A 21,068-nucleotide genomic window follows, 5' to 3' on the forward strand; every position below is an offset into this window, starting at 1 on the left:
ATTTGCGATGGCGGACGACACCAAGCTGGTCGAGTACCTGAAATGGGTGACGGCCGATCTGCACCGGACCCGGCGCCGACTGGAAGAGGCCGAGTCCGGCCACCACGAGCCCGTCGCGATCGTGGGCATGGCCTGTCGGTTCCCCGGCGGCGTCACCACCCCCGAGCAGCTGTGGGAGCTGGTCGCCGACGGCCGCGAGGGGATCGTGTCCTTCCCGACCGACCGCGGCTGGGACCTGGACCTGCTCTCGGGCGAGGGCCCCGGCCACAGCGCCACGCTGCGCGGCGGCTTCCTGCACGACGTCGCCGGATTCGACGCGGCCTTCTTCGGCATCTCGCCGCGTGAGGCCGTGGTGCTCGACCCGCAGCAGCGGCTGCTGCTGCAGACGTCGTGGGAGGCGTTCGAGCGGGCCCGCATCGACCCGGCGTCGCTGCGCGGCAGCCGCACGGCGGTGTTCGCCGGCACCGACGGGCAGGACTACGCCTCGCTGGTGCTGGACTCCGTCGAGGACGCGGAGGGGCACGCCGGCACGGGCATCGCGGCGAGCGCGATCGCCGGCCGCCTCTCCTACACGTTCGGCCTCGAGGGCCCCGCGGTCACTGTGGACACCGCCTGCTCGTCGTCGCTGGTGGCACTGCACCTGGCGGCGCAGGCGCTACGGGCCGGGGAGTGCGACCTCGCACTGGCCGGCGGCGTCACCGTGATGTCGACCGCGCTCCGGTTCGCCGGCTTCACCCGCCAGGGCGCGCTCGCGTCGGACGGGCGGTGCAAGGCGTTCGCGGACGCCGCGGACGGCACCGGCTGGTCCGAGGGCGTCGGCATGTTCGTGGTGGAGAAGCTGTCCGACGCTCAGCGGCTGGGCCACCCCGTCTGGGCGGTGGTGCGCGGCTCCGCCGTCAACCAGGACGGCGCTTCCAATGGCTTCACCGCCCCCAACGGGCCGTCCCAGCAGCGGGTCATCCAGCAGGCGCTGGCCGGCGCCGGCCTGACCGCCGGCGATGTCGACGTGGTCGAGGCGCACGGGACCGGTACCAGGCTCGGCGACCCGATCGAGGCGCAGAGCCTGCTCGCCACCTACGGCCAAGACCGCGAGCGGACGGTGCTGCTCGGCTCCGTGAAGTCCAACATCGGCCACACGCAGGCCGCGGCCGGCGCAGCCGGCGTCATCAAGATGGTCATGGCGATGCGGCACGGTGTCGTCCCGCAGACCCTGCACGTGGATGCGCCTTCGTCCCACGTGGACTGGACGGAGGGCGCGGTCGAGCTGGCGACGGTCGCCACGCCGTGGCCGGAGACCGGACGTCCGCGCCGAGCCGGTGTGTCGTCGTTCGGTGTGAGCGGCACCAACGCGCACACGATCCTGGAGCAGGCGCCGACGCAGGACCCCGCGGAGAGTGCGCCGGAGACCTCGGTGATTGCGTGGGCGCTTTCGGCGAAGACCGCCGCAGCGCTCCGCGACCAGGTGACCGCGTTGGTGGAGCGCGCCGGGCGGGAGCCGGACTGGTGCGCCGCGGACGTCGCGGCGGCGCTTGCCGCACGGACTCGGTTCGAGCACCGCGTGGTGGCGACCGGCCGCACCCGGCGCGACCTGGCCGACACACTCTCCACGTGGGCCGCCGGCGGCGCGGCGCAGGGCGTCGTGGCCGGCACGGTGGCACGCGGGCGGCTCGGGATCGTCTTCACCGGCCAGGGCTCGCAGCGCCTGGGCATGGGCCGCGAGCTGTACGAGCGATTCCCGGTCTTCGCCGAGGCGTTCGACGCCGTCGTCACGGAGCTGGGCACCGAGGTCCGCGACGTGATGTGGGGCTCGGACGCCGCGGCAATCGACCGCACCCGCTGGTCGCAGCCGGCCTTGTTCGCGCTGGAGGTGGCGCTCTACCGGCTGGTGGAGTCGTGGGGCGTGCGACCGGACGTCGTGGGCGGGCACTCGCTGGGGGAGATCACCGCCGCGCACGTCGCGGGCGTGTTGTCGCTGCCCGACGCCTGCCGCCTCGTGACCGCGCGGGCGGAACTGATGGATGCGCTGCCGGAGGGCGGCGCGATGCTCGCCGTCTCGGCGGCGGAGGCCGACGTGGTCGCCGTGCTCGGCGAGGGGGCGGCCGTCGCGGCGGTGAACGGGCCGGCGGCGACCGTCGTCGCGGGCGGGACGGAAGCGGTGGAGCGGGTCGCCGCCGTGGCGGCCGAAAGAGGCTGGAAGCACAGGCGGCTGTCGGTGTCGCACGCGTTCCACTCGGCGCTGATGGACCCGATGCTCGACGGCTTCGCCGCCGCCATCGCCGACGTCACGTTCACGCGGCCGACGATCGGCCTGGTCTCCGGCGCCCCGACCGACCCCGGCTACTGGGTGCGGCACGTCCGCGAGCCGGTCCGGTTCCTGGAGACCGTCACCACCATGGCCGAGGCCGGAGTGACCACGTTCATGGAGCTGGGGCCCGACGGCACGCTGTCCGCGATGATCGCAGCGACGGTCGATACCGCTGTCACGGTGCCGATGCTGCGGCGGGACCGTCCCGAGGAGGAGTCGGCCGTCACCGCGCTCGCCACCCTGCACACCCGCGGCGTCGCCGTCGATCTGTGCGCGGTGCTGCCGCCGACGCGGCCGGTGGATCTGCCGACCTACCCCTTCCAGTACGTCCGCTACTGGCCACAGGCCCGCTCGACCGCGGCCGACGTCACCGGCGCCGGTCTCGGCTCGGTGGCGCACCCGCTGCTCGGCGCGGCCATCGAACTCGCCGACGGCGACACCGTGCTGACGGGACGGCTGTCGCTGCGCACGCATCCGTGGCTCGCGGACCACGTCGTGGCCGGCGCCGTCGCGCTCCCGGCCACCGCTTTCGCGGAGTTGGCGTTCCGCGCGGCCGACGAGGTCGGCTGCGACACTGTCGAGGAACTGACCATCGCGGCCCCGCTCGGCCTGCCCGAGACCGGCTCGGTCGCGGTGCAGGTGCGGGTCGCCGCCGCCGACGAGCGGGCACGCCGCCGCGTAGGCGTGTTCTCCCGCCAGGACACCATCGGTGCCGCCTGGCTGCCCCATGCCACCGGCACCCTCACGACCCGCGGCGTGACCGGCGCGACCCTGGCGTGGCCGCCGCGTGACGCCGAATCCGTCGACATCAGCGCGCACTACGACGGCTCCGGCTACGGCCCGGCGTTCCAGTGCCTGCGCGAGGTCCGGCGGGCCGGCGACACCGTGTACGCCGAGGTGGCGCTGCCGCATTCGATCGGGGACGCCGCGGACTTCGGCGTGCACCCGGCACTGCTCGACTCGGTGGTGCAGGCGGTAGCTTTCCTGCCGGAAGCCGCCGGCCGTGTGCTGGCGCCGTTCTCGTGGGAGGGCGCCTCGCTGCACGCCTCCGGGCCGGCGCTCCTGCGCGTGGCGATCAGCTCGCTCGGCGGCGACGCCGTCTCCATCACGGCAGTCGACCCGACCGGCCGTCCCGTGGTGTCGGTGGCGTCGCTGGCGCTGCGTGAACCCGTCGCCGCCGGGCCGGTGCGGCCGGAGTCCGACTGGCTGTTCCGTCTCGACTGGACGCCGGTCGACGTCGCCCCGATGCCGGGCAGGCGATGGGCAGTGCTCGGCGCCGACACCTGCGGCCTCGGTGCTGCGCTGGCGCGCGCGGGCTGCGACGTCCTCGGCCACGGCGACACCGCCGACGCGGTGCTGGCCACGCGGCCCGACCTCGTGGTCGCGCCCGTCAGGGCCGATTCGGTGCAGGACGCCACCGCCTCGGCGCTCGACCTGCTCACGTCCTGGCTGGCCGACGAGCGTGCCGACGATGTGCCGCTCGTGCTGGTCACCTCCGGTGCGGTGACCGGTGCGGACGTGCCCGCCGCCGGCGTGTGGGGTCTCGTGCGGGCGGCCCAGGCGGAGAACCCGGGTCGGTTCCTGCTGCTCGACGTCGACGCCACGGAAGCGTCCCGGCTGCTCGTCGCCGCGGCACCCCGCCTGCTGGACGAGGATGAGACACAGGCCGTCCTCACGGACGGCGCGGCCGCCGTCGCCCGGCTGGCGAGGTTCGGCAGCGCGCCGGAGCCCCGGGCGTGGGACCCGGACGGCACGGTCCTCATCACCGGCGGCACCGGCGGCCTGGGGAGCGTGCTGGCCCGGCACCTTGTCGCGGAACGGGACGTGCGCAAGCTGCTGTTGGTCAGCCGACGCGGCCCGGAGGCCCCGGGTGCGCGGGAGCTGGCGGCCGAGCTCACCGAACAGGGCGCTGACGTCACGCTGGTGGCGTGTGACATGACCGACCGCGATGCGGTGGCCGCCCTCCTGGCCGAGCACCCGGTCCGGGCGGTCGTGCACACGGCGGGCGTGCTGGACGACGGCGTGATCGGCACGCTGACGCCGGACCGGCTGGCGGCCGTGCTGCGGCCGAAGGTGGACGCGGCGCAGCACCTCGACGAACTCGTCGGCGACGTCGACGTGTTCGTGCTGTACTCCTCCCTCTCGGGCGTGATGGGTGGCGCCGGCCAGGGCAACTACGCGGCCGCCAATGCCGCTTTGGACGCCATCGCGGCCCGGCGCCGAGCCGCCGGGCGTCCCGCGCTGTCGTTGGCGTGGGGCGCGTGGGCGCAGGACGTCGGCATGACGGGAGCGCTGTCGCAGGCCGAGGTGCGGCGGATGGCGAACTCGGGTTCGATGCCGCTCACCGTGGCACAGGGCATGGCCCTGTTCGACGCCGCGTCCGCCACCGACGAGGCGCTCCTCGTGCCGCTGGCGGTGAAGCCCGGTGTGCAGGGCGGACCGGCCACGCACCCGATCCTGCGCGGCCTGCTGAGGGCACCGCGCCGCCGGGCTGCCGCGGACGCGTCCGAGGTGTCCACGGCGACGCTGCGCGAGCGGCTGAGCGGCCTTTCCGCCGCCGACCAGCACACGGTGCTGCGTGAGCTGATCGTCGACTACGCGGCGGGGGTGCTCGGCCACGTCGACGCGAGCGACATGGACCCGGAGCGTGACTTCCTGGAGGCCGGCTTCGACTCGCTGATGTCGGTGGAGCTGCGCAACCGGCTCGCCGGCACGGTCGGTCTCCGGCTGCCCAGCACGGTCGTACTCGACCACAAGACACCCGCCGAGCTGGCCCGGTGGCTGCGTGGCCGGCTCGCCGATCACATCGGGCCGGCCCCGACGGCCGCGTCGGGGCAGTCCGGCGACACCGTCGGCACGCTGTACTTCGACGCGGTCCGGGCGGGCAAGGTCGACGAGGGCTGGGAGTTGCTCAAGGCCATCGCCCTCACCCGCCCGCTGTTCGAGGCGCCGGCCGAACTGGAGGAGCTGCCCGAGCCCGTCACCCTCGCGGACGGCCCGACCGAGCCACGGCTGATCTGCATCAGCTCACCCGTGTCCGTCGGCGGCGCGCACCAGTACGCCCGTCTCGCCGCCCACTTCCGCGGCGACCGTGGTGTGCAGGCATTGCCGCTGGTCGGGTTCGCGGCCGGAGAGAGCCTGCCCCGCTCGGCCCGGGCCATCACACGGGCCGCCGCGGAAAGTGTGCTGCACGCCGGCGACGGGGACCCGTTCGTGCTGGTCGGCCACTCGTCGGGCGGTGCGCTGGCCCTGGCGGTGGCCGGGCTGCTGGAGAGCATGTGGGGGGTGCGCGCCGACGGCGTGATCATGCTCGACACGCTCAGCCTGCGGCACGAGCACGGGGACAGCGTGGACTACCGGCAGCTGGCCAGGAGGTTCATGGGCGAGACGGACTCGGCCACCGTGACGGTGGACAGCAACCGGCTGTCGGCCATGGCGCACTACCTCAACCGCATGTCCGCCCTGGAAGTTCCGCCGACCACCGCGCCGACGCTGCTGGTGCGGTGCAGCGTGCCCCTGCTCGGTGATCCCGACACACGGGTGGAGCACGGGCAGCAGGAGCTGCTCGTCCCCGCGGAGACGGTCCGCACCATCGACGCCGACCACTTCTCGTTGGCGCAGCGGGACTCCCACGTCACGGCGACCGTCATGAAGGAGTGGCTGGCCACGCTGTGACGGACAACCGCACAAAGACACAGCGTGCGCCCGCGAGCAGGAAGCGGGCGCACGCTGTGCGGCAGGGAAGACGTCCTAGCGGCTCAGGGTGATCGTGCCGGACGGGCACACCTGCGCCGCCATCGCCGCGGCGGCGGCCTGCGTGTCGTCCGGCTCGGCGTTGAGCACCTCCACCAGACCGTCGCTCTCGCCCTGGTCGAACAGCGCCGGCGCCGTCAGCGCGCACTGGCCCGCGCCGACGCACCGGCTCCTGTCCACATGGATCTTCATGACTTCGCTCCTCTGGTTCGCCAACGGACGGGCAACTCGTGCAGACCGAACAGGGTGCCGTCGTACTTGAACGGCAGGGCGGTGACGTCGGCGTCGACCGCGAGCGTCGGCACCCGGCGGAACAGCGTCCGGTAGACGATCTCCATCTCGGCACGCACCAGGTTCTGTCCGAGGCACTGGTGCACCCCGTAGCCGAACGCGACGTGGTGGCGCGCGGCCCGGCCCGGATCGAACTCGGCGGGCCGGTCGAAGCTGTCCAGGTCGTGGTTGGCGCCGGCGATGAGCGGGATGATGCCCTCCCCGGCCCTGACGACCTGCCCGCCGATCTCCACGTCCTCGACCGCCACGCGCAGCGCGACCAGGTCCGCGACCGAGTGGTAGCGCAGCAGCTCGTCCACCGCGCGGTCGTCGCCGATCCACTGCGGGTTCGACAACAGGGTCACCACGCCGAGCGCGATGTTGTTCGCGGTGGTCTCGTGCCCGGCGATCAGCAGCAGCATGATGACACCGGTCAGCTCTTCCGGGGACAGGACCGCGGTCTCCAGCAGCCGGGAGATCAGGTCGTCGCCCGCCCGCCTCTGCTTGACCTTGATGAGCCTGCCGATGTAGCGCAGCAGCTCCTGGACGGCCACGCCCCGCTCGTCCTCGGTGGTGGTCTTCAGGTTCACCAGCGTTTTGGTGCGTGACTCGAAGAACTCCCGGTCCACGAACGGCACGCCCAGCATCGTCGAGATCACCAGTGAGGGCACTGGCAGCGCGAACTCGGCGACCAGGTCAGCGGAGTTGCCGAGGGACAGCAGGTGGTCGACGCAGCGGTCCACGGTCTCCTGGATGAGGGGCCGCCACTGCCGGATGCGCCGCACGCTGAATTCGGGGATCAGCGCCTTGCGGAACCTGTCGTGCTCCGGAGGGTCGATGCCGACGAACCAGCCGGGGATCTGCTCCTGCGTCGGCACGCCCCCGGTCCTGGCGACGTTGGGAAAGCCCTCGCGGGCGGGATTGGAGCTGATCCGGCGGTCGGTCAGCACCGTGCGCACGTCCTCGTGCCGCGACACCAGCCACACGGGGCTGCCCGTCGGCAGCGTCGAGCGGATCAGACCGGGCTGCTTGCGGAAGTCGGCGTACTGACGCGGCGGGAAGGGCTCGCCGGGCAACCGTACCGGGAACTCCGTCGCCTCGGGTTCGGAAAGCGTCATGGGTGCACGTCCCATCGGGATCGGGGCGCCGGTCAGCCGGCACCGTAGAACTTGCGGACCCGGCCGACGATGAAGTCCTGGTCCTCGGGGCTCAGATCGGTGTAGGTCGGCAGGTAGAGGCCCTCCTGCGCGAACCGGGTGGCTCTGAGCGAAGGCCACACCGGGTCGCGGTACATCGGCTGCCTGCTCATCGGCTGGAAGAAGTAGCGGGTCTCGATGCCGTTCTCCGTGAGGAACTCCATGAGCTCGTCGCGGTCCCGGGCCAGCACGTCGTACATCCACAGCACCTGCCGTGACGGCATCAGTGTGATGCCGTCGACGCCGGAGAGCTCGCGGTCGTAGTGCGCTTCGATGCGCGCCCGTGCCGCGAGGATCTCGTGGATCCGCTCGGTCTGCGCCAGGGCGACGGCGGCCTGCAGATTGGTCATCCGGAAGTTGTAGGCGAGCTTCTTGTGCAGGAAGTTGTGCTCCCTGCTGAAGGCCATGCCCCGCAAGTGCTCCATCTGGGCGGCCAGACGGGGCTCGTCGGTGACGCACACCCCGCCCTCACCCGAGGAAATGATCTTGTTCGCGAACAGCGAGAAGCATGCGATGTCCCCGACCGGGCGGATGCCGTGCGCCTCGGCGGAGTCCTCGACCACCCGGAGGTTGTACTCGAAGGCGATCTTCATGATCGCGTCCATGTCGCACCGCCTGCCGTAGACGTGCACCGGCATGATGGCCCTGGTCCGCGGAGTGATCTTGTCCTCGATCAGCGTGACGTCGATGTTCAGGTCGTCGCCGCAGTCCACGAACACGGGCGTGGCACCCGTGTACGACACCGCCCAGGCCGTTGCGACCATGGTGAACTCCGGAACCAGCACCTCGTCGCCCGGCCCGATGCCCAGCGCACGGAGCGCCAGGGTCAGTGCCGTGGTGCCCGACGAACAGGCGACGGCGTGCCCGACCCCGTTGTATCGGGCAAACGCCTGCTCGAATCGCGGAATGTAGGGTCCCTGCGCGGAGATCCATCCGCTGGTGACCGCGTCGGTGACGTACTCCAGTTCGCGCCCCTTCATGCTGGGCCTGGAGACCGAGTACTTGAATCCCATGGGGTCCTCGTTCGTTGAGTGGTGCCGGCGCCGAAGGGGATCGCTCGGGGGTAGCGCTTCGCAGCGGTCAGGAAGCCAGGGCGGGCAGGTCCAGCACCAGATCGGTGGCGGCAGCCGCGCCGCCGGCGGCGCGCAGCAGCTTGCCGAAGCGCTGGGCGCGCTCGCTGAACGACGGCTCGTCCAGTACCCGTTGGAGCGCACGGAAGATGTCGTCACCGGTGCCGCGGTGCGGATCGACGGTCAGGCTGACGCCGAAGTCCTCGCCGCGCACCGCCTGGTCGTAGCAGTCCACCCACAGGGGGCGGATGACCATGGGCTTGCCGAAGTAGAGGCCCTCGTGGAAGCCGTTGCCACCGCCGTGGGTCAGGAACGCCTTCACGTTCGGGTGGGCGAGCACGTCGAGCTGGGAGGGCACCCAGCTCTCGATGCGCACGTTCTCGGGCAGCGGCCCGTCGGGCAGCAGACGCTGCTGCTCGCTGGGCAGCTTCCACAGGATGTGGTGGTCGTTGCCCAGTCGCCGTGCCACCGTGAGCATGTCACGCACCTGTTCGGAGGTCAGGCGGGTGGTGGTGCCCAGGCCGACGAAGACCACGGAGTTGTGCGTGGCGAGCCACCCGCTGACGTCCTCGTCCTCGGGTGCCTGAGGCAGCGGCGGGATCAGCGCGCCCACCATCCTCATGTTGTCCGGCGCCCGGAAGGGGTAGTCCAACTCGGTCAGTGACCCGTTCACGACCAGTTCGGCGCGTTCGATCCTGGCCAGGAAGCGCCGTGCCTCCGGGGCGATGCCCAGCTGCTGCCGGGTCTGTCTGTCCCGCTTGAGGACCCGCGCCATGGACGGGCGCAGGAAGATCCCCAGGGTGCGCACACGGAAGAGCCGGTTCTCGATCCGCTGCCGCAGCGTCATGTGCACGGACAGGCCCGAGTGCGGCACGGGGAAGTCGGGGTCGGTGTACGCCTTGGTGAAGGGGGTGTACGCGGTCACGTAGTTGCTCGGCAGGAAGGGCGAGACGAGCACGTACGGGATCCTGCGGGTGATCGCGATGTCGATGGCGTACGCGGTGAGGCTCTCGATGACCATCAGCGCGGGCTCGAGTTTCTCGACGATCTCCAGGAGCCGCCTGTACTTGTCGACGTGCAGCGCGGGGTCGTAGGTGTGGCGGATCACGGCGGCATGCGCGGCGAACCGCTTCGGGCCTGTCACCTTGGCGTAGACGTCCTTGTCCCACGTCAGGGCCGACAGCTCCGGCACCACGTCGCCGAGTGAGGCGAAGCGTACCGTCGACACGTCGGCCAGTGCCTCGATGTCGCCCCGGCGTTCCTCGTCGGTGGCGAACCACAGGTCCTGGACGCCGCGCCGCGCGAACTCGCCCGCGATCGTCTGGACCGGGTTGAACAGACCGCTCTCCGGGAGGCTGACGAACAGGATCGGCCGCGAGCTGGATGACATGCGGGACACCTTTCGGGCGGGCTTATCCACGGACGGGACCGGCATGCGCCCCCGAGGTCCCGTTTATCCCACCGTCGACGGCCGGAATTCCCTAGACCGGCGGGGAGCCGCGCAGGCCCCCGCGCCCGTGCCGCACCTGTAGGGAAATACGGGTCGGGCCGTGCATACGCTCCACCGCTGAGTCCCTGTCGTACCTACCGGTCTGAGGTGGTCCCACGTCATGAGCGAAGCCGGCAACGAGAACCCGGAAGTGACCGACCCGGTGGTGATCGTCGGTACCGCGTGCCGTCTTCCCGGCGGCATCGACTCGCCGGAGGAGCTGTGGCGCCTGCTGTGCGACGGCGAGGACGTCTTCGGGCCGTTCCCGACGGACCGCGGCTGGGACCTCGACGCGCTGTACGACCCCGACCCGGCGGCACCGGGCCGGAGTTACGTGCGTGAGGGCGGGTTCCTCGCCGGCGCCACCGAGTTCGACGCCTCGTTCTTCGGGATCTCACCACGTGAGGCCGAGGCGATGCACCCACAGCAGAGGCTGCTGCTGGAGGTCGTGTGGGAGGCGCTGGAGCGGGCGGGCGTGGATCCCGCGACGCTGCGCGCCACCGCCACCGGCATGTTCGTCGGTGCCGAGGCGCATGAGTACGGCCCGGGGCTGACCAACGCGCACGGTGCCGAGGGCCACCTGCTCACGGGCACCGCGGGCAGTGTCGTCTCCGGCCGTGTCGCCTACGAACTGGGTCTTCGCGGACCCGTGCTCACCGTGGACACGGCGTCGTCCAGTTCGCTGGTCGCTCTGCACCTCGCGGTGCGGTCGATACGCAGCGGGGAGTGCGCGCAGGCCGTCGTCGGCGGCGTCACGGTCATGCCGACTCCGGCAGCCTTCGTCGCGTTCAGCCGGCAGCGCGCACTGTCGCCCGACGCTCGGCCGAAGCCCTTCGGCGCGGACGCGAACGGCACCGCGTGGAGCGAGGGCGTCGGCGTGCTGTTCGTGGAGCGCCTGTCGACGGCACGCGCCGAGGGACATCAGGTGCTGGCCGTGGTGCGGGGCTCGGCGATCAACTCCGACGGCGCCTCGGCAGGACTCACCGCGCCGAGCGAAGAGGCGCAGCGCGAGGTCATCGTCGCAGCCCTCGCCGACGCGGGCCTGCTTCCCTCCGAGGTGGACGCCGTGGAGGCACACGGCACCGGCACCCCGCTCGGCGACCCGGTCGAGGCCCGAGCGCTCATCGCCGCGTACGGACAGGACCGCGACCGGCCGTTGTACACGGGGTCGCTGAAATCCAACCTGGGGCACACCCAGGCCGCGGCCGGCGTGCTCGGCGTGGTGAAGATGGTGGAGGCCATGCGGCGCGGCGTCCTGCCCGCCACCCTGCGCGCCGAACCACCGACGCCGCACGTGGACTGGTCGTCCCGTGTCGTCGGACTGCTGACCCGGAAACGGGACTGGCCGGGCGGTGACGCCCCGCGCCGGTGCGGCGTGTCGTCCTTCGGGTTCAGCGGCTCCAATGCCCATGTCCTGCTGGAGGAGGCCCCGCCCGCACCCGGCCCGGCGGAACGGGAGACCGCGCCGCATCCGGCCGCGTTGCCGCTGGTGCTGTCGGCGCGCTCCGCGGCGGCGTTACGTGGTCAGGCCGCCGGCCTGGTCGGACTGGAGGCCGATCCGCGGGATCTCGGACATTCGCTGCTGACCTCGCGTTCGCTGTTCGAGCACCGGGCGGTGGTCGTCGATCGTGACGGGCTGGAGCAGTTCGCCCGGGGTGAGGTGACGCCCGCCGTTGTCGCCGGTGTGGCGGACGTCGAGGGCGGGACCGTATTCGTGTTCCCCGGTCAGGGTGCGCAGTGGGCCGGCATGGGCGCGCGGCTGCTGGACGAGTCATCGGTGTTCGCGGAGCGGATCGGCGAGTGTGCGGCGGCGCTGTCCAAGTTCACCGACTGGTCGCTGGTCGATGTGCTGAGACAGGCCGAAGGTGCGCCGGACCTGGACCGCGTGGACGTGGTGCAGCCGGTGTCCTTCGCGGTGATGGTGTCCCTGGCGGCGCTGTGGCGTTCGCGGGGCGTGCATCCGGACGCGGTCGTCGGCCACTCACAGGGTGAGATCGCTGCCGCCGTCGTCGCCGGGGCGCTGTCCCTGGAGGACGGTGCCCGGGTGGTCGCGCTGCGCGCCCGGGCCATCGCCCGACGGATCGCGGGTGACGGTCTCATGATGTCGGTGCCGTGGCCGGTGGAGCGCGTCGAGCCGTTGCTGCCCGCCGACGGGTCCGTGCAGATCGCGGCTGTGAACGGGCCGGCGTCGGTCGTCGTCGCCGGTCTGCCCGCCGCGCTGGAGACGCTGTTCGACACGCTGACCGCCGACGGGATACGGGTGCGGCGTATCGCCGTCGACTACGCCTCGCACACGACGCAGGTCGAGGCGATCCAGCAGGAACTGCTCGACCTGCTCGCGCCGATCCGGCCCCGGACTGCGCAGGTGCCGTTCTATTCGACGGTGAGCAGCGAATGGCTGGACACCGCGACGATGGACGGCGGCTACTGGTACCGGAACTTGCGCCACACGGTGAACTTCGGGCCCGCGATCGCCACGCTGCTCGATGACGGGCACCGCGCCTTCATCGAATGCAGCCCGCATCCCGTGCTCCGTGTCGGCATCGCCGAGGCGGTCGAAGCGGCCGGTGTGCGGGCCGTCGTGACGGGCACGCTCCGCCGTGGCGAGGACGGCCTGAACCGCGTGCTCACGTCGTTCGCCGAGGTGTTCGTGCGGGGTGTGACGGTGGACTGGTCCGGTCTGTACGAGGGCGGCCGCCGGATCGGCCTGCCCACCTACGCGTTCGACCGCCGCCGGTACTGGCTGGCCGGTCCCGGTGCCACGGCCGCGCCCGTGCGCCGACCGGAGTCCGTCGCCGACGTCCCGGCGCTCGATCGCGCGGCGCTCCTCGACGCCGTCCGGGCGCAGGCCGCCGGCGTGCTGGGGCACACGGACCCGGCCGCGATCGACACGTCCAGGGAGTTCCGCGCCCTCGGTTTCGACTCGATCACCGCCGTCGACCTCCGTGAGCGGCTCGTCGCCGCACTGGGCATCGCGCTGCCCACGTCCGCCGTCTACGACCACCCGACGCCCGACCGGCTCACCGACTTCCTGCTCGCCTCCGTCACCGGCGAGACCGAGGAAGCCGCCGCCACCTGGGCCGCCGCCGACGAGCCGATCGCGATCGTCGGCATGGCGTGCCGGTTCCCGGGCGGCGTCGCCGGCCCCGACGACCTGTGGCGGGTCGCCGCCGAGGGACGTTGTGTCGTCGGCGACTTCCCGACCGACCGCGGCTGGGACCTGGACGCGCTGTTCGCCCCGGGCGCAGACGGCACTCCCGCCATCGCCACTCGTTCCGGCGGCTTTCTCCCCGACGTGGCAGGCTTCGACGCCGAGTTCTTCGGTGTCTCGCCGCGAGAGGCCAAGGCGATGGACCCCCAGCAGCGCCACCTGCTGGAGACCACGTGGGAAGCGCTGGAGCACGCCGGCCTGGACCCGACCTCCCTGCGCGGCACCCGGACCGGCGTGTTCGTCGGCACCTTCGGCGGCACCTACGCATCGTTGCTCGGCCGGCGCGACGACTCCCGCGGCTTCGTGATGACCGGTACGACGCCGAGTGTCATGTCGGGCCGGACGGCGTACGTGCTCGGCCTCGAGGGCCCGGCGCTGACCGTCGACACCGCGTGCTCGTCGTCGCTGGTGGCGCTGCATCTGGCCGCACAGGCACTGCGCGCCGGGGAGTGCGGGCTCGCGCTGGCGGGCGGCGTGACCATCATGTCCACGCCCGACAACTTCGTGGAGTTCACGCGGCAGGGCGGCCTGGCCGTCGACGGTCGGTGCAAGTCGTTCTCCGACGCCGCCGACGGCACCGGCTGGTCCGAGGGCGTCGGCGTGCTGGTCCTGGAGCGGCTGTCCGCCGCCCGCGCGAACGGACACCGGGTACTCGCCGTCGTGCGTGGCTCGGCCGTCAACCAGGACGGGGCCTCCAACGGCCTGACCGCACCGAACGGGCCGTCCCAGCAGCGGGTGATCCGTGCCGCGCTGGCGAACGCGGGCCTGCGCCCGTCCGAGGTGGACGCGGTCGAGGCGCACGGCACCGGCACGAAGCTCGGCGACCCGATAGAAGCCCAGGCCTTGCTGGCGACATACGGCCGGGACCGGGAGACGCCGCTGCTGCTCGGCTCGCTGAAGTCCAACATCGGCCATACGCAGGCCGCCGCCGGTATCGCCGGCGTCATCAAGATGGTGCAGGCCATGCAGCACGGGAGGCTGCCGCAGACCCTGCACGTCGAACAGCCGTCGTCGCACGTGGACTGGTCAGCGGGTGCGGTGGAGCTGCTCACCGAGGCCGCACCCTGGCCCGATACGGGCCGTCCGAGACGCGCGGCGGTCTCGTCGTTCGGCATCTCCGGCACCAACGCGCACGTCATCCTGGAGCAGGTCGCCCAGCCGGAGCCCGCGCCCGAGACGAACGGTGTCCTGGTTCCGTGGGTGGTGTCGGCACCCACACCGGAGGCGCTGCGCGCGCAGGCGACGCGGGTCGCGACCGCGTCCGGCGGTGCGGCCGACGTGGCGCTGTCCCTGGCCGGCACCCGCACGCACTTCGCCCATCGTCTCGCCGTGACCGGCCGGGACGGCGACACCATGCGGGCCACGCTGGCCGACCTGACCGACGCGGTCCAGGGCTCGGTCGTCCAGGGCAAGCTGGGCGTGCTGTTCACCGGCCAGGGCTCGCAGCGCCTCGGCATGGGCCGCGGCCTGTACGAGCGGTTCCCCGCGTTCGCCACGGCGTACGACGAGGTCGTCGCGGCACTGGGTACCGAGGTCCGGGACGTCATGTGGGGCCGGGACGCGGCGGAACTCGACCGGACCCGTTGGACGCAACCCGCACTCTTCGCGCTGGAGGTCGCCCTGTACCGGCTCGTGGAGTCGTGGGGCGTCGAGCCGGACATGGTCGGTGGCCACTCGGTCGGTGAGATCGCCGCCGCGCATGTCGCCGGCGTGCTGTCGCTGGCCGACGCGGCGACGCTCGTGCTCACGCGGGCCGGCCTGATGCAGGCCCTGCCCGAGGGCGGGACGATGCTCGCTGTCGAGGCGACCACGGCCGAGGTCTGCCCGCTGCTGGTGGAAGGAGTGTCCATCGCGGCCGTGAACGGGCCGATGTCGGTCGTGGTGGCCGGTGTCGGCGAAGTGGTGGCCAGGATCCGCGACACCTTCACAGAGCTGGGCCGTCGCACGAAGCCGCTGCCGGTCTCCCACGCCTACCACTCGCCGCTGATGGACCCGATGCTGGCCGAGTTCGGCGAGGCGCTGGAGGACTGCACGTTCCAGGAACCGCGTATCCCGTTCGTGTCGGCGCTCACCGGTCGGATCGACACGCCCGACAGCGGAATCTACTGGGTGCAGCACGTCCGGCAACCGGTGCTGTTCACGGACGCTGTCCGGGCGATGGCCGACGCCGGTGTCCGCACCGTGCTCGAACTCGGACCGGACGGGACGCTCAGCGCACTGGTTCCCGATGCAGCCGGCGACGTCGACCTGCGCGCGATCCCGGTGCTGCGCCGTGACCGACCCGAGGAGGACCGGGCCGTCACCGCGCTGACGGAGCTGCACGTGCGCGGCACGAAGGTGGACTGGGCGGCCTTCCTCGCGGACACCGGAGCGCACACCGTGGCCCTGCCCACCTACGCGTTCCGCCATCAGCGGTTCTGGCCGGACGACGGCGGGGCGGGTGACGTCATCGGCGCCGGTCTCGACCAGGCCGGCCACCCGTTGCTCGGCGCGGTCGTCCGGTTGGCGGACGGCGATGGCGTGCTGCTCACCGGCCGGCTGTCCGCCACCGCGCACCCCTGGATGGCGGACCACGTGGTCGGCGGCCGGACCCTGTTCCCGGGCACGGGATTCGTGGAGCTGGTGCTGCGCGCCGGCGACGAGGCCGGTTGCCGACGGCTGGACGAGCTGACGCTGGCCGTGCCGCTCGTGCTGCCCGCGCGCGGCTCGGTTCCCGTGCAGGTCGCGGTCGGCGCGGACGAGGACGGCCGCCGCCCGGTGAAGGTGTCGGCGTGGGCCGACGGCACCTGGACGCTGCACGCCACCGGATACCTCACGGCGGACGCTCCCGCGGTGGACACGATGTTCGCGCGAGACGCGTGGCCGCCGGCCGGCGCGCAGGCCCTGCCGCTGGACGACTGCTACGAGCGGCTGGCCGCGATGAACCTCGCCTACGGCCCGGCTTTCCGGGGCGTGCGTGCCGTGTGGCGGCGGGATGCCGAGGTGTTCGCGGAGGTCGCGCTGCCCGACGTGGTGGCAGGCCAGGCCGGTGCCTTCGGTCTGCACCCCGCGCTGCTCGACGCCGCCGTGCAGGTCGCGTTCCTCGGCGAGATGGGTGTGGCACCCGGGGCCCTGCCGTTCGCGTGGGAGGGCATGTCCCTGGCGGCCGCCGGCGCGGCCGTCCTGCGGGTCCGCCTGACCACGAAGGGCCCGGGCGTGTCCATCACGGCCGCGGACGGGCTCGGTGATCCGGTCGCGGCCGTCGAGTCGCTGACGTTGCGGGCAGCCACCACGCCCGTCGCCGCGCACGCCCACGACTCGCTGTTCACACTGGACTGGACGCCGCTGTCGGAAGCCGGGGAGATCGAGCCCGCCGCGGTGATGGAGTTCGCGCCGGCCACCGGCGACATCGCAGCGGCGACGCACGCGGCGGCGATCAAGGCGCTTGAGGCCGTGCAGGAGTGGCTGTCCGGCAACAGCGCGGAACCGCTGCTTTTCGTGACACACGGAGCGGTGACGGGCGAAGATCCGGCCTCGGCTGCCGTGTGGGGCCTGGTGCGGACCGCGCAGACCGAGAACCCCGGCCGCTTCCTGCTGCTCGACCTGCCGGAAGGCCAGGACCCCTCGACGGCGTACGGCGCGTTGCTGGCGTCCGGCGAACCCCAGGGCTGGGTGCGGGACGGCGTCGTGCACGCCGCCCGGCTGGCGCGCCTCGGTGCGGACGCGGGCCTGTTGCCGCCCGGCGGCAGCGGGTGGCGGCTGGACGTCCCGCAACGGGGAAGCATCGACGGCATCGCCCTCGTCCCGTACCCCGAGGCCGAGCGCGAACTGACCGGCCGGCACGTACGCGTGCGGGTGCGCGCGGCGGGCGTGAACTTCCGGGACGTACTCAACGTCCTGGGCATGTACCCCGGCGACCCGGGTGCGCCCGGCGCCGAGGGCATGGGCGAGGTCGTGGCGGTCGGTCCCGAGGTGACGGGCGTGCGAGTCGGCGACCGCGTCATGGGCATGATCACGGGTGGCTTCGGCCCGCTGGCGGTCGTGGACGAGCGGTTGATCGTGCCCGTACCGGCGGCCTGGCCGGACGAGGTGGCCGCAGCCGTCCCGCTGGTGTTCCTCACCGCGTACCACGGTCTTGTCGACCTGGCGGGGCTGCGCAGCGGCGAGCGCGTACTCGTCCACGCCGGTGCAGGCGGCGTGGGCATGGCCGCGATCCAGCTGGCGCTGCACCTGGGCGCCGAGGTGTTCGCCACGGCGAGCGAGGGCAAGTGGGACACGCTGCGCGCCCTCGGCGTCGCGGACGACCACATCGCCACCTCCCGGACGCTCGACTTCGCCGAATCGTTCGGCAGGGTGCTGGGTGAGCAGCGGGTCGACGTCGTGCTCAACTCACTGGCCGGGGAGTTCGTCGACGCGTCCCTGGGCCTGCTCGCCGACGGCGGCCGCTTCGCGGAGATGGGCAAGACGGACGTGCGCGACCCCGCCGATCTGCCCGGCGTGCGGTACCTGCCGTTCGACCTGATGGTGGTGGAACCGGACCGCGTCGCCGCCATGCTCGCCGAACTGGGCGAGCTGTTCGAGGCCGGGGCGCTGGCGCCGCTGCCGGTGCGATCGTGGGACGTGCGGCGCGCGCGCGACGCGTTCCGCCACATGAGCCAGGCCAAGCACATCGGCAAGATCGCCCTGACGATGCCGACGGGACCCGCCACCGACGGCACGGTCCTCATCACCGGCGGCACAGGCGGACTCGGCAGCAAGCTCGCCCTGCATCTGGCCGGGCAGGGCGTGGCCCGCATGGTGCTCGCCTCACGCCGCGGACCGGCGGCGGACGGTGCGGCGCAGCTGCGCGAGGAACTGGCGGGACGTGGTGTCCAGGTGCGGATGGTCGCCTGCGACATCGCAGACGGTGACGCCACCCGCGAGCTGGTCGCGAGCATCCCTGATCTCACGACGGTCGTGCACACCGCGGGTGTACTCGACGACGGCGTGGTCGGCTCGCTCACGCCCCAGCGGCTGGCGACCGTGTTGCGCTCGAAGGCCGACGCGGCCTGGAACCTGCACGAGGCGACCAAGGACAGGCGACTCACGGACTTCGTGACGTTCTCCTCGGTCATGGGAGTCATCGGCGGGGCCGGCCAGGCCAACTACGCCGCCGCGAACGCCTTTCTCGACGCACTTGCGGCGCACCGCCGTTCCTCGGGCCTGCCGGCCCTCTCACTGGCCTGGGGCGCGTGGGCGCCGGGCGCCGGCATGACCGCGACGCTGTCCGAGGCGGACCTCGCGCGAATGGTCCGCGACGGCATGGCCCCGCTGTCGACGGAGCAGGGCATGGCGTTGTTCGACGCCGCGCTGGCCGTCGATGCTCCGGCGCTGGTACCGATGCGGCTGGAGCTGTCCAAGCTGCGCACGAGGAGCGACGTACCGGCCGTGTTGCGCGGTCTCGCCGGCACCGGGCGCCGTACCGCCGCCTCCGCCGCAGCGGCGGACACCGCCACACTGGCATCGCGGCTCGCCGGCGCGGCTCCCGACGAACGCGTGCGGCTGGTGCTCGGCGTCGTACGGACCGAGGCCGCTGCCGTCCTCGGCCACGGCTCACCGGCGGCGATCGAGCAGTTCCGCGAGTTCCGGCAGCTCGGCTTCGACTCGCTCACCGGCGTCGAACTGCGGAACCGGCTCAACACGGTCACCGGCCGCCGACTGCCGTCCACGCTCCTGTTCGACTACCCGACTCCGTCGGCGCTCGCGGAGTACCTGCGGGACGAACTCACGCCTTCCGCCGAGCCCGAGGCGGCCGGGACCGGCACGCCACTGGAGCAGCTGGACCGGCTGGAGGCGGCCGTCGCGGCCGCCGGCTCCACGGCCGACCACGCGGCGCTCGCCGACCGGCTCGAGCAGCTCGGCCGACGGCTGCGGCAGGCGGAGACAGACGCGGCCGGACACGTCGGCGAGATCGACGTCGACAAGATCAACTCGGCTTCGGTCGACGAGCTGTTCACGATCATCGATGGCGAGCTGGGCATCTCCCAGGACTGAACCCGCCCGCCGCCGCCCCCCCGTTCGTTGATGGAGAAGAGGACCTGCGATGGATGACCACGGCCAGCAGGACAAGGTTGTCGAGTATCTGAGGCGTGTGACGGTCGACCTGCGCACCGCCCGCCAGCGCATAGAGGAACTCGAGCTGAAGGGACGCGAGCCGATCGCCGTGGTCGGCATGGCGTGCCGGTACCCGGGCGGTGTGCGCTCGCCGGAGGACCTGTGGCAGCTGGTCGTGGACGGCACCGACGCGGTCACCGAGTTCCCGGCCGACCGCGGCTGGGACCTCGACACCCTCTACAACGCCGACCCCGAGCAGCTGGGCACGTCCTACGCGCGGGCCGGCGGATTCCTCCACGATGTGGGTAACTTCGACGCCGAGCTCTTCGGGATGAGCCCGCGGGAGGCCATGGCGACGGACGCGCAGCAGCGTCTGCTGCTGGAGACGTCGTGGGAGGCGTTGGAGCGGGCGGGTATCGACCCGGCGTCGCTGCGCGGCAGCCGCGCCGGCGTCTACGCGGGCGTGATGTACAGCGACTACCGGGAACTGCTCGCCGACGACGGTTTCGAGGGCTACCGCACCAACGGCAGCCTGCCCAGCGTCGCCTCGGGCCGCGTTGCCTACACACTGGGGCTGGAGGGGCCGGCGGTCACGGTCGACACGGCGTGTTCGTCGTCGCTGGTGACGCTGCACCTGGCCGCGCAGGCGCTGCGCAACGGCGACTGCACGCTGGCCCTGGCCGGCGGTGTGACAGTGATGTCCACGCCGAGCACCTTCGTGGAGTTCTCGCGCCAGCGCGCCCTTTCCGCCGACGGCCGCTGCAAGGCCTTTTCCGACTCCGCCGACGGCACCGGCTGGGCCGAGGGCGTGGGCATGCTCGTGCTGGAGCGGCTGTCGGACGCACGGCGGCTCGGCCACCCGGTCCTCGCGGTGGTGCGGGGTTCGGCGGTGAACCAGGACGGTGCGTCGAACGGCCTGACCGCGCCGAACGGCCCTTCGCAGCAGCGGGTCATCAAGCTGGCGCTGGACAGCGCCGGGCTGCAAGCGTCCGAAGTGGACGTCGTCGAGGCGCACGGCACGGGTACGACGTTGGGTGATCCGATCGAGGCGCAGGCGTTGCTGGCGGCCTATGGGCAGGACCGTGAGACGCCGTTGCTGCTGGGTTCGGTGAAGTCGAACATCGGGCACACACAGGCCGCCGCCGGTGTCGCCGGTGTGATCAAGATGGTCATGGCGATGCAGCACGGGCTCGTGCCGAAGTCGCTCCACGCCGAAACGCCGTCGTCCCACGTGGACTGGTCGGCGGGTGCGGTGACACTTGCGGCGGAGGCGAGCCCATGGCCGGCGGTGGACCGCCCGCGGCGGGCGGCGGTGTCGTCGTTCGGGATCTCCGGCACCAACGCGCACACGATCCTGGAGCAGGCCCCGGATGCCGAGCCGCGCACCGAAGCGCCGGTCGACGCGGTCGTGCCGTGGGTGCTGTCCGGGCACACGCCGGCGGCATCGCGCGCGCAGGCGAAGCAACTGGCACTCCGGCTGGACACGGGTGCGCATCCGGCGGACGTCGGCCTCACCCTGGCCACCGGCCGAGCGCACCTCGCGCACCGGGCCGCGTTCGTCGGCCGGGACGCCGCCGGCCTGGCGGCGAAGCTGAGGGCCTGGACCTCGGTGGAGGGGGTGGCTGGTGATGGTCGGTTGGGGGTTGTGTTCACGGGTCAGGGTGCGCAGCGGTTGGGGATGGGGCGTGGGTTGTATGGCCGG

At 72.5% G+C, this 21,068-nt stretch carries 6 protein-coding genes and 1 pseudogene; 3 read left to right on the forward strand and 4 right to left on the reverse strand.

Features of this window, described 5'->3' with window-relative positions; all coding sequences use genetic code 11:
* The first annotated feature begins 46 nt into the window (after positions 1-46).
* Complete coding sequence (locus ACIRVH_RS41170; RefSeq protein ID WP_403964875.1) at positions 47-5,980, forward strand: type I polyketide synthase; 5,934 nt, start codon at positions 47-49, stop codon at positions 5,978-5,980.
* A 75-nt stretch (positions 5,981-6,055) separates the two neighbouring features.
* Here the strand turns inward: ACIRVH_RS41170 and ACIRVH_RS41175 are convergent, their stop codons facing one another.
* From ACIRVH_RS41175 to ACIRVH_RS41190, 4 genes are all read right to left on the reverse strand, one after another.
* A complete protein-coding gene (locus tag ACIRVH_RS41175) occupies positions 6,056-6,250 on the reverse strand; it encodes a ferredoxin (protein ID WP_403964862.1) in 195 nt (64 codons plus the stop codon).
* Positions 6,247-7,446 (reverse strand): cytochrome P450, encoded by a 1,200-nt coding sequence (locus ACIRVH_RS41180; RefSeq protein ID WP_403964864.1) that lies wholly within the window; start codon positions 7,444-7,446, stop codon positions 6,247-6,249. Before ACIRVH_RS41180 ends, ACIRVH_RS41175 begins: the two co-directional genes overlap by 4 nt.
* 32 nt (positions 7,447-7,478) lie before the next feature.
* Entirely contained in the window at positions 7,479-8,537 is a 1,059-nt protein-coding gene (locus ACIRVH_RS41185) for a DegT/DnrJ/EryC1/StrS family aminotransferase (protein WP_403964866.1), read from the reverse strand.
* Positions 8,538-8,604: 67 nt separating this feature from the next.
* The gene (locus ACIRVH_RS41190; RefSeq protein WP_403964868.1) at positions 8,605-9,984 is read right to left on the reverse strand and encodes a glycosyltransferase; all 1,380 of its coding nucleotides are present in this window, start codon (positions 9,982-9,984) and stop codon (positions 8,605-8,607) included.
* A 256-nt stretch (positions 9,985-10,240) separates the two neighbouring features.
* Between ACIRVH_RS41190 and ACIRVH_RS41195 the strand changes: the two are divergent.
* Both ACIRVH_RS41195 and ACIRVH_RS41200 read left to right on the forward strand, forming a co-directional pair.
* A pseudogene (locus ACIRVH_RS41195) lies at positions 10,241-19,306 on the forward strand (type I polyketide synthase); the annotation flags it as partial.
* A gap of 97 nt (positions 19,307-19,403) precedes the next feature.
* Positions 19,404-21,068, forward strand: a 1,665-nt coding sequence (locus tag ACIRVH_RS41200) for a type I polyketide synthase (RefSeq protein ID WP_403964877.1), incomplete at its 3' end; no start/stop codon positions are given.

It is taken from the genome of Streptomyces sp. NPDC101165 (assembly GCF_044768135.1).
In the GTDB taxonomy this organism is placed as follows: Bacteria; Actinomycetota; Actinomycetes; order Streptomycetales; family Streptomycetaceae; genus Streptomyces.

Coding starts and splice junctions, on each gene's coding strand:
- ACIRVH_RS41180 (WP_403964864.1), bottom strand. CDS start 7,446: ATGACGCTTTCCGAACCCGAGGCGACGGAGTTCCCGGTACGGTTGCCC.
- ACIRVH_RS41175 (WP_403964862.1), bottom strand. CDS start 6,250: ATGAAGATCCATGTGGACAGGAGCCGGTGCGTCGGCGCGGGCCAGTGC.
- ACIRVH_RS41190 (WP_403964868.1), bottom strand. CDS start 9,984: ATGTCATCCAGCTCGCGGCCGATCCTGTTCGTCAGCCTCCCGGAGAGC.
- ACIRVH_RS41185 (WP_403964866.1), bottom strand. CDS start 8,537: ATGGGATTCAAGTACTCGGTCTCCAGGCCCAGCATGAAGGGGCGCGAA.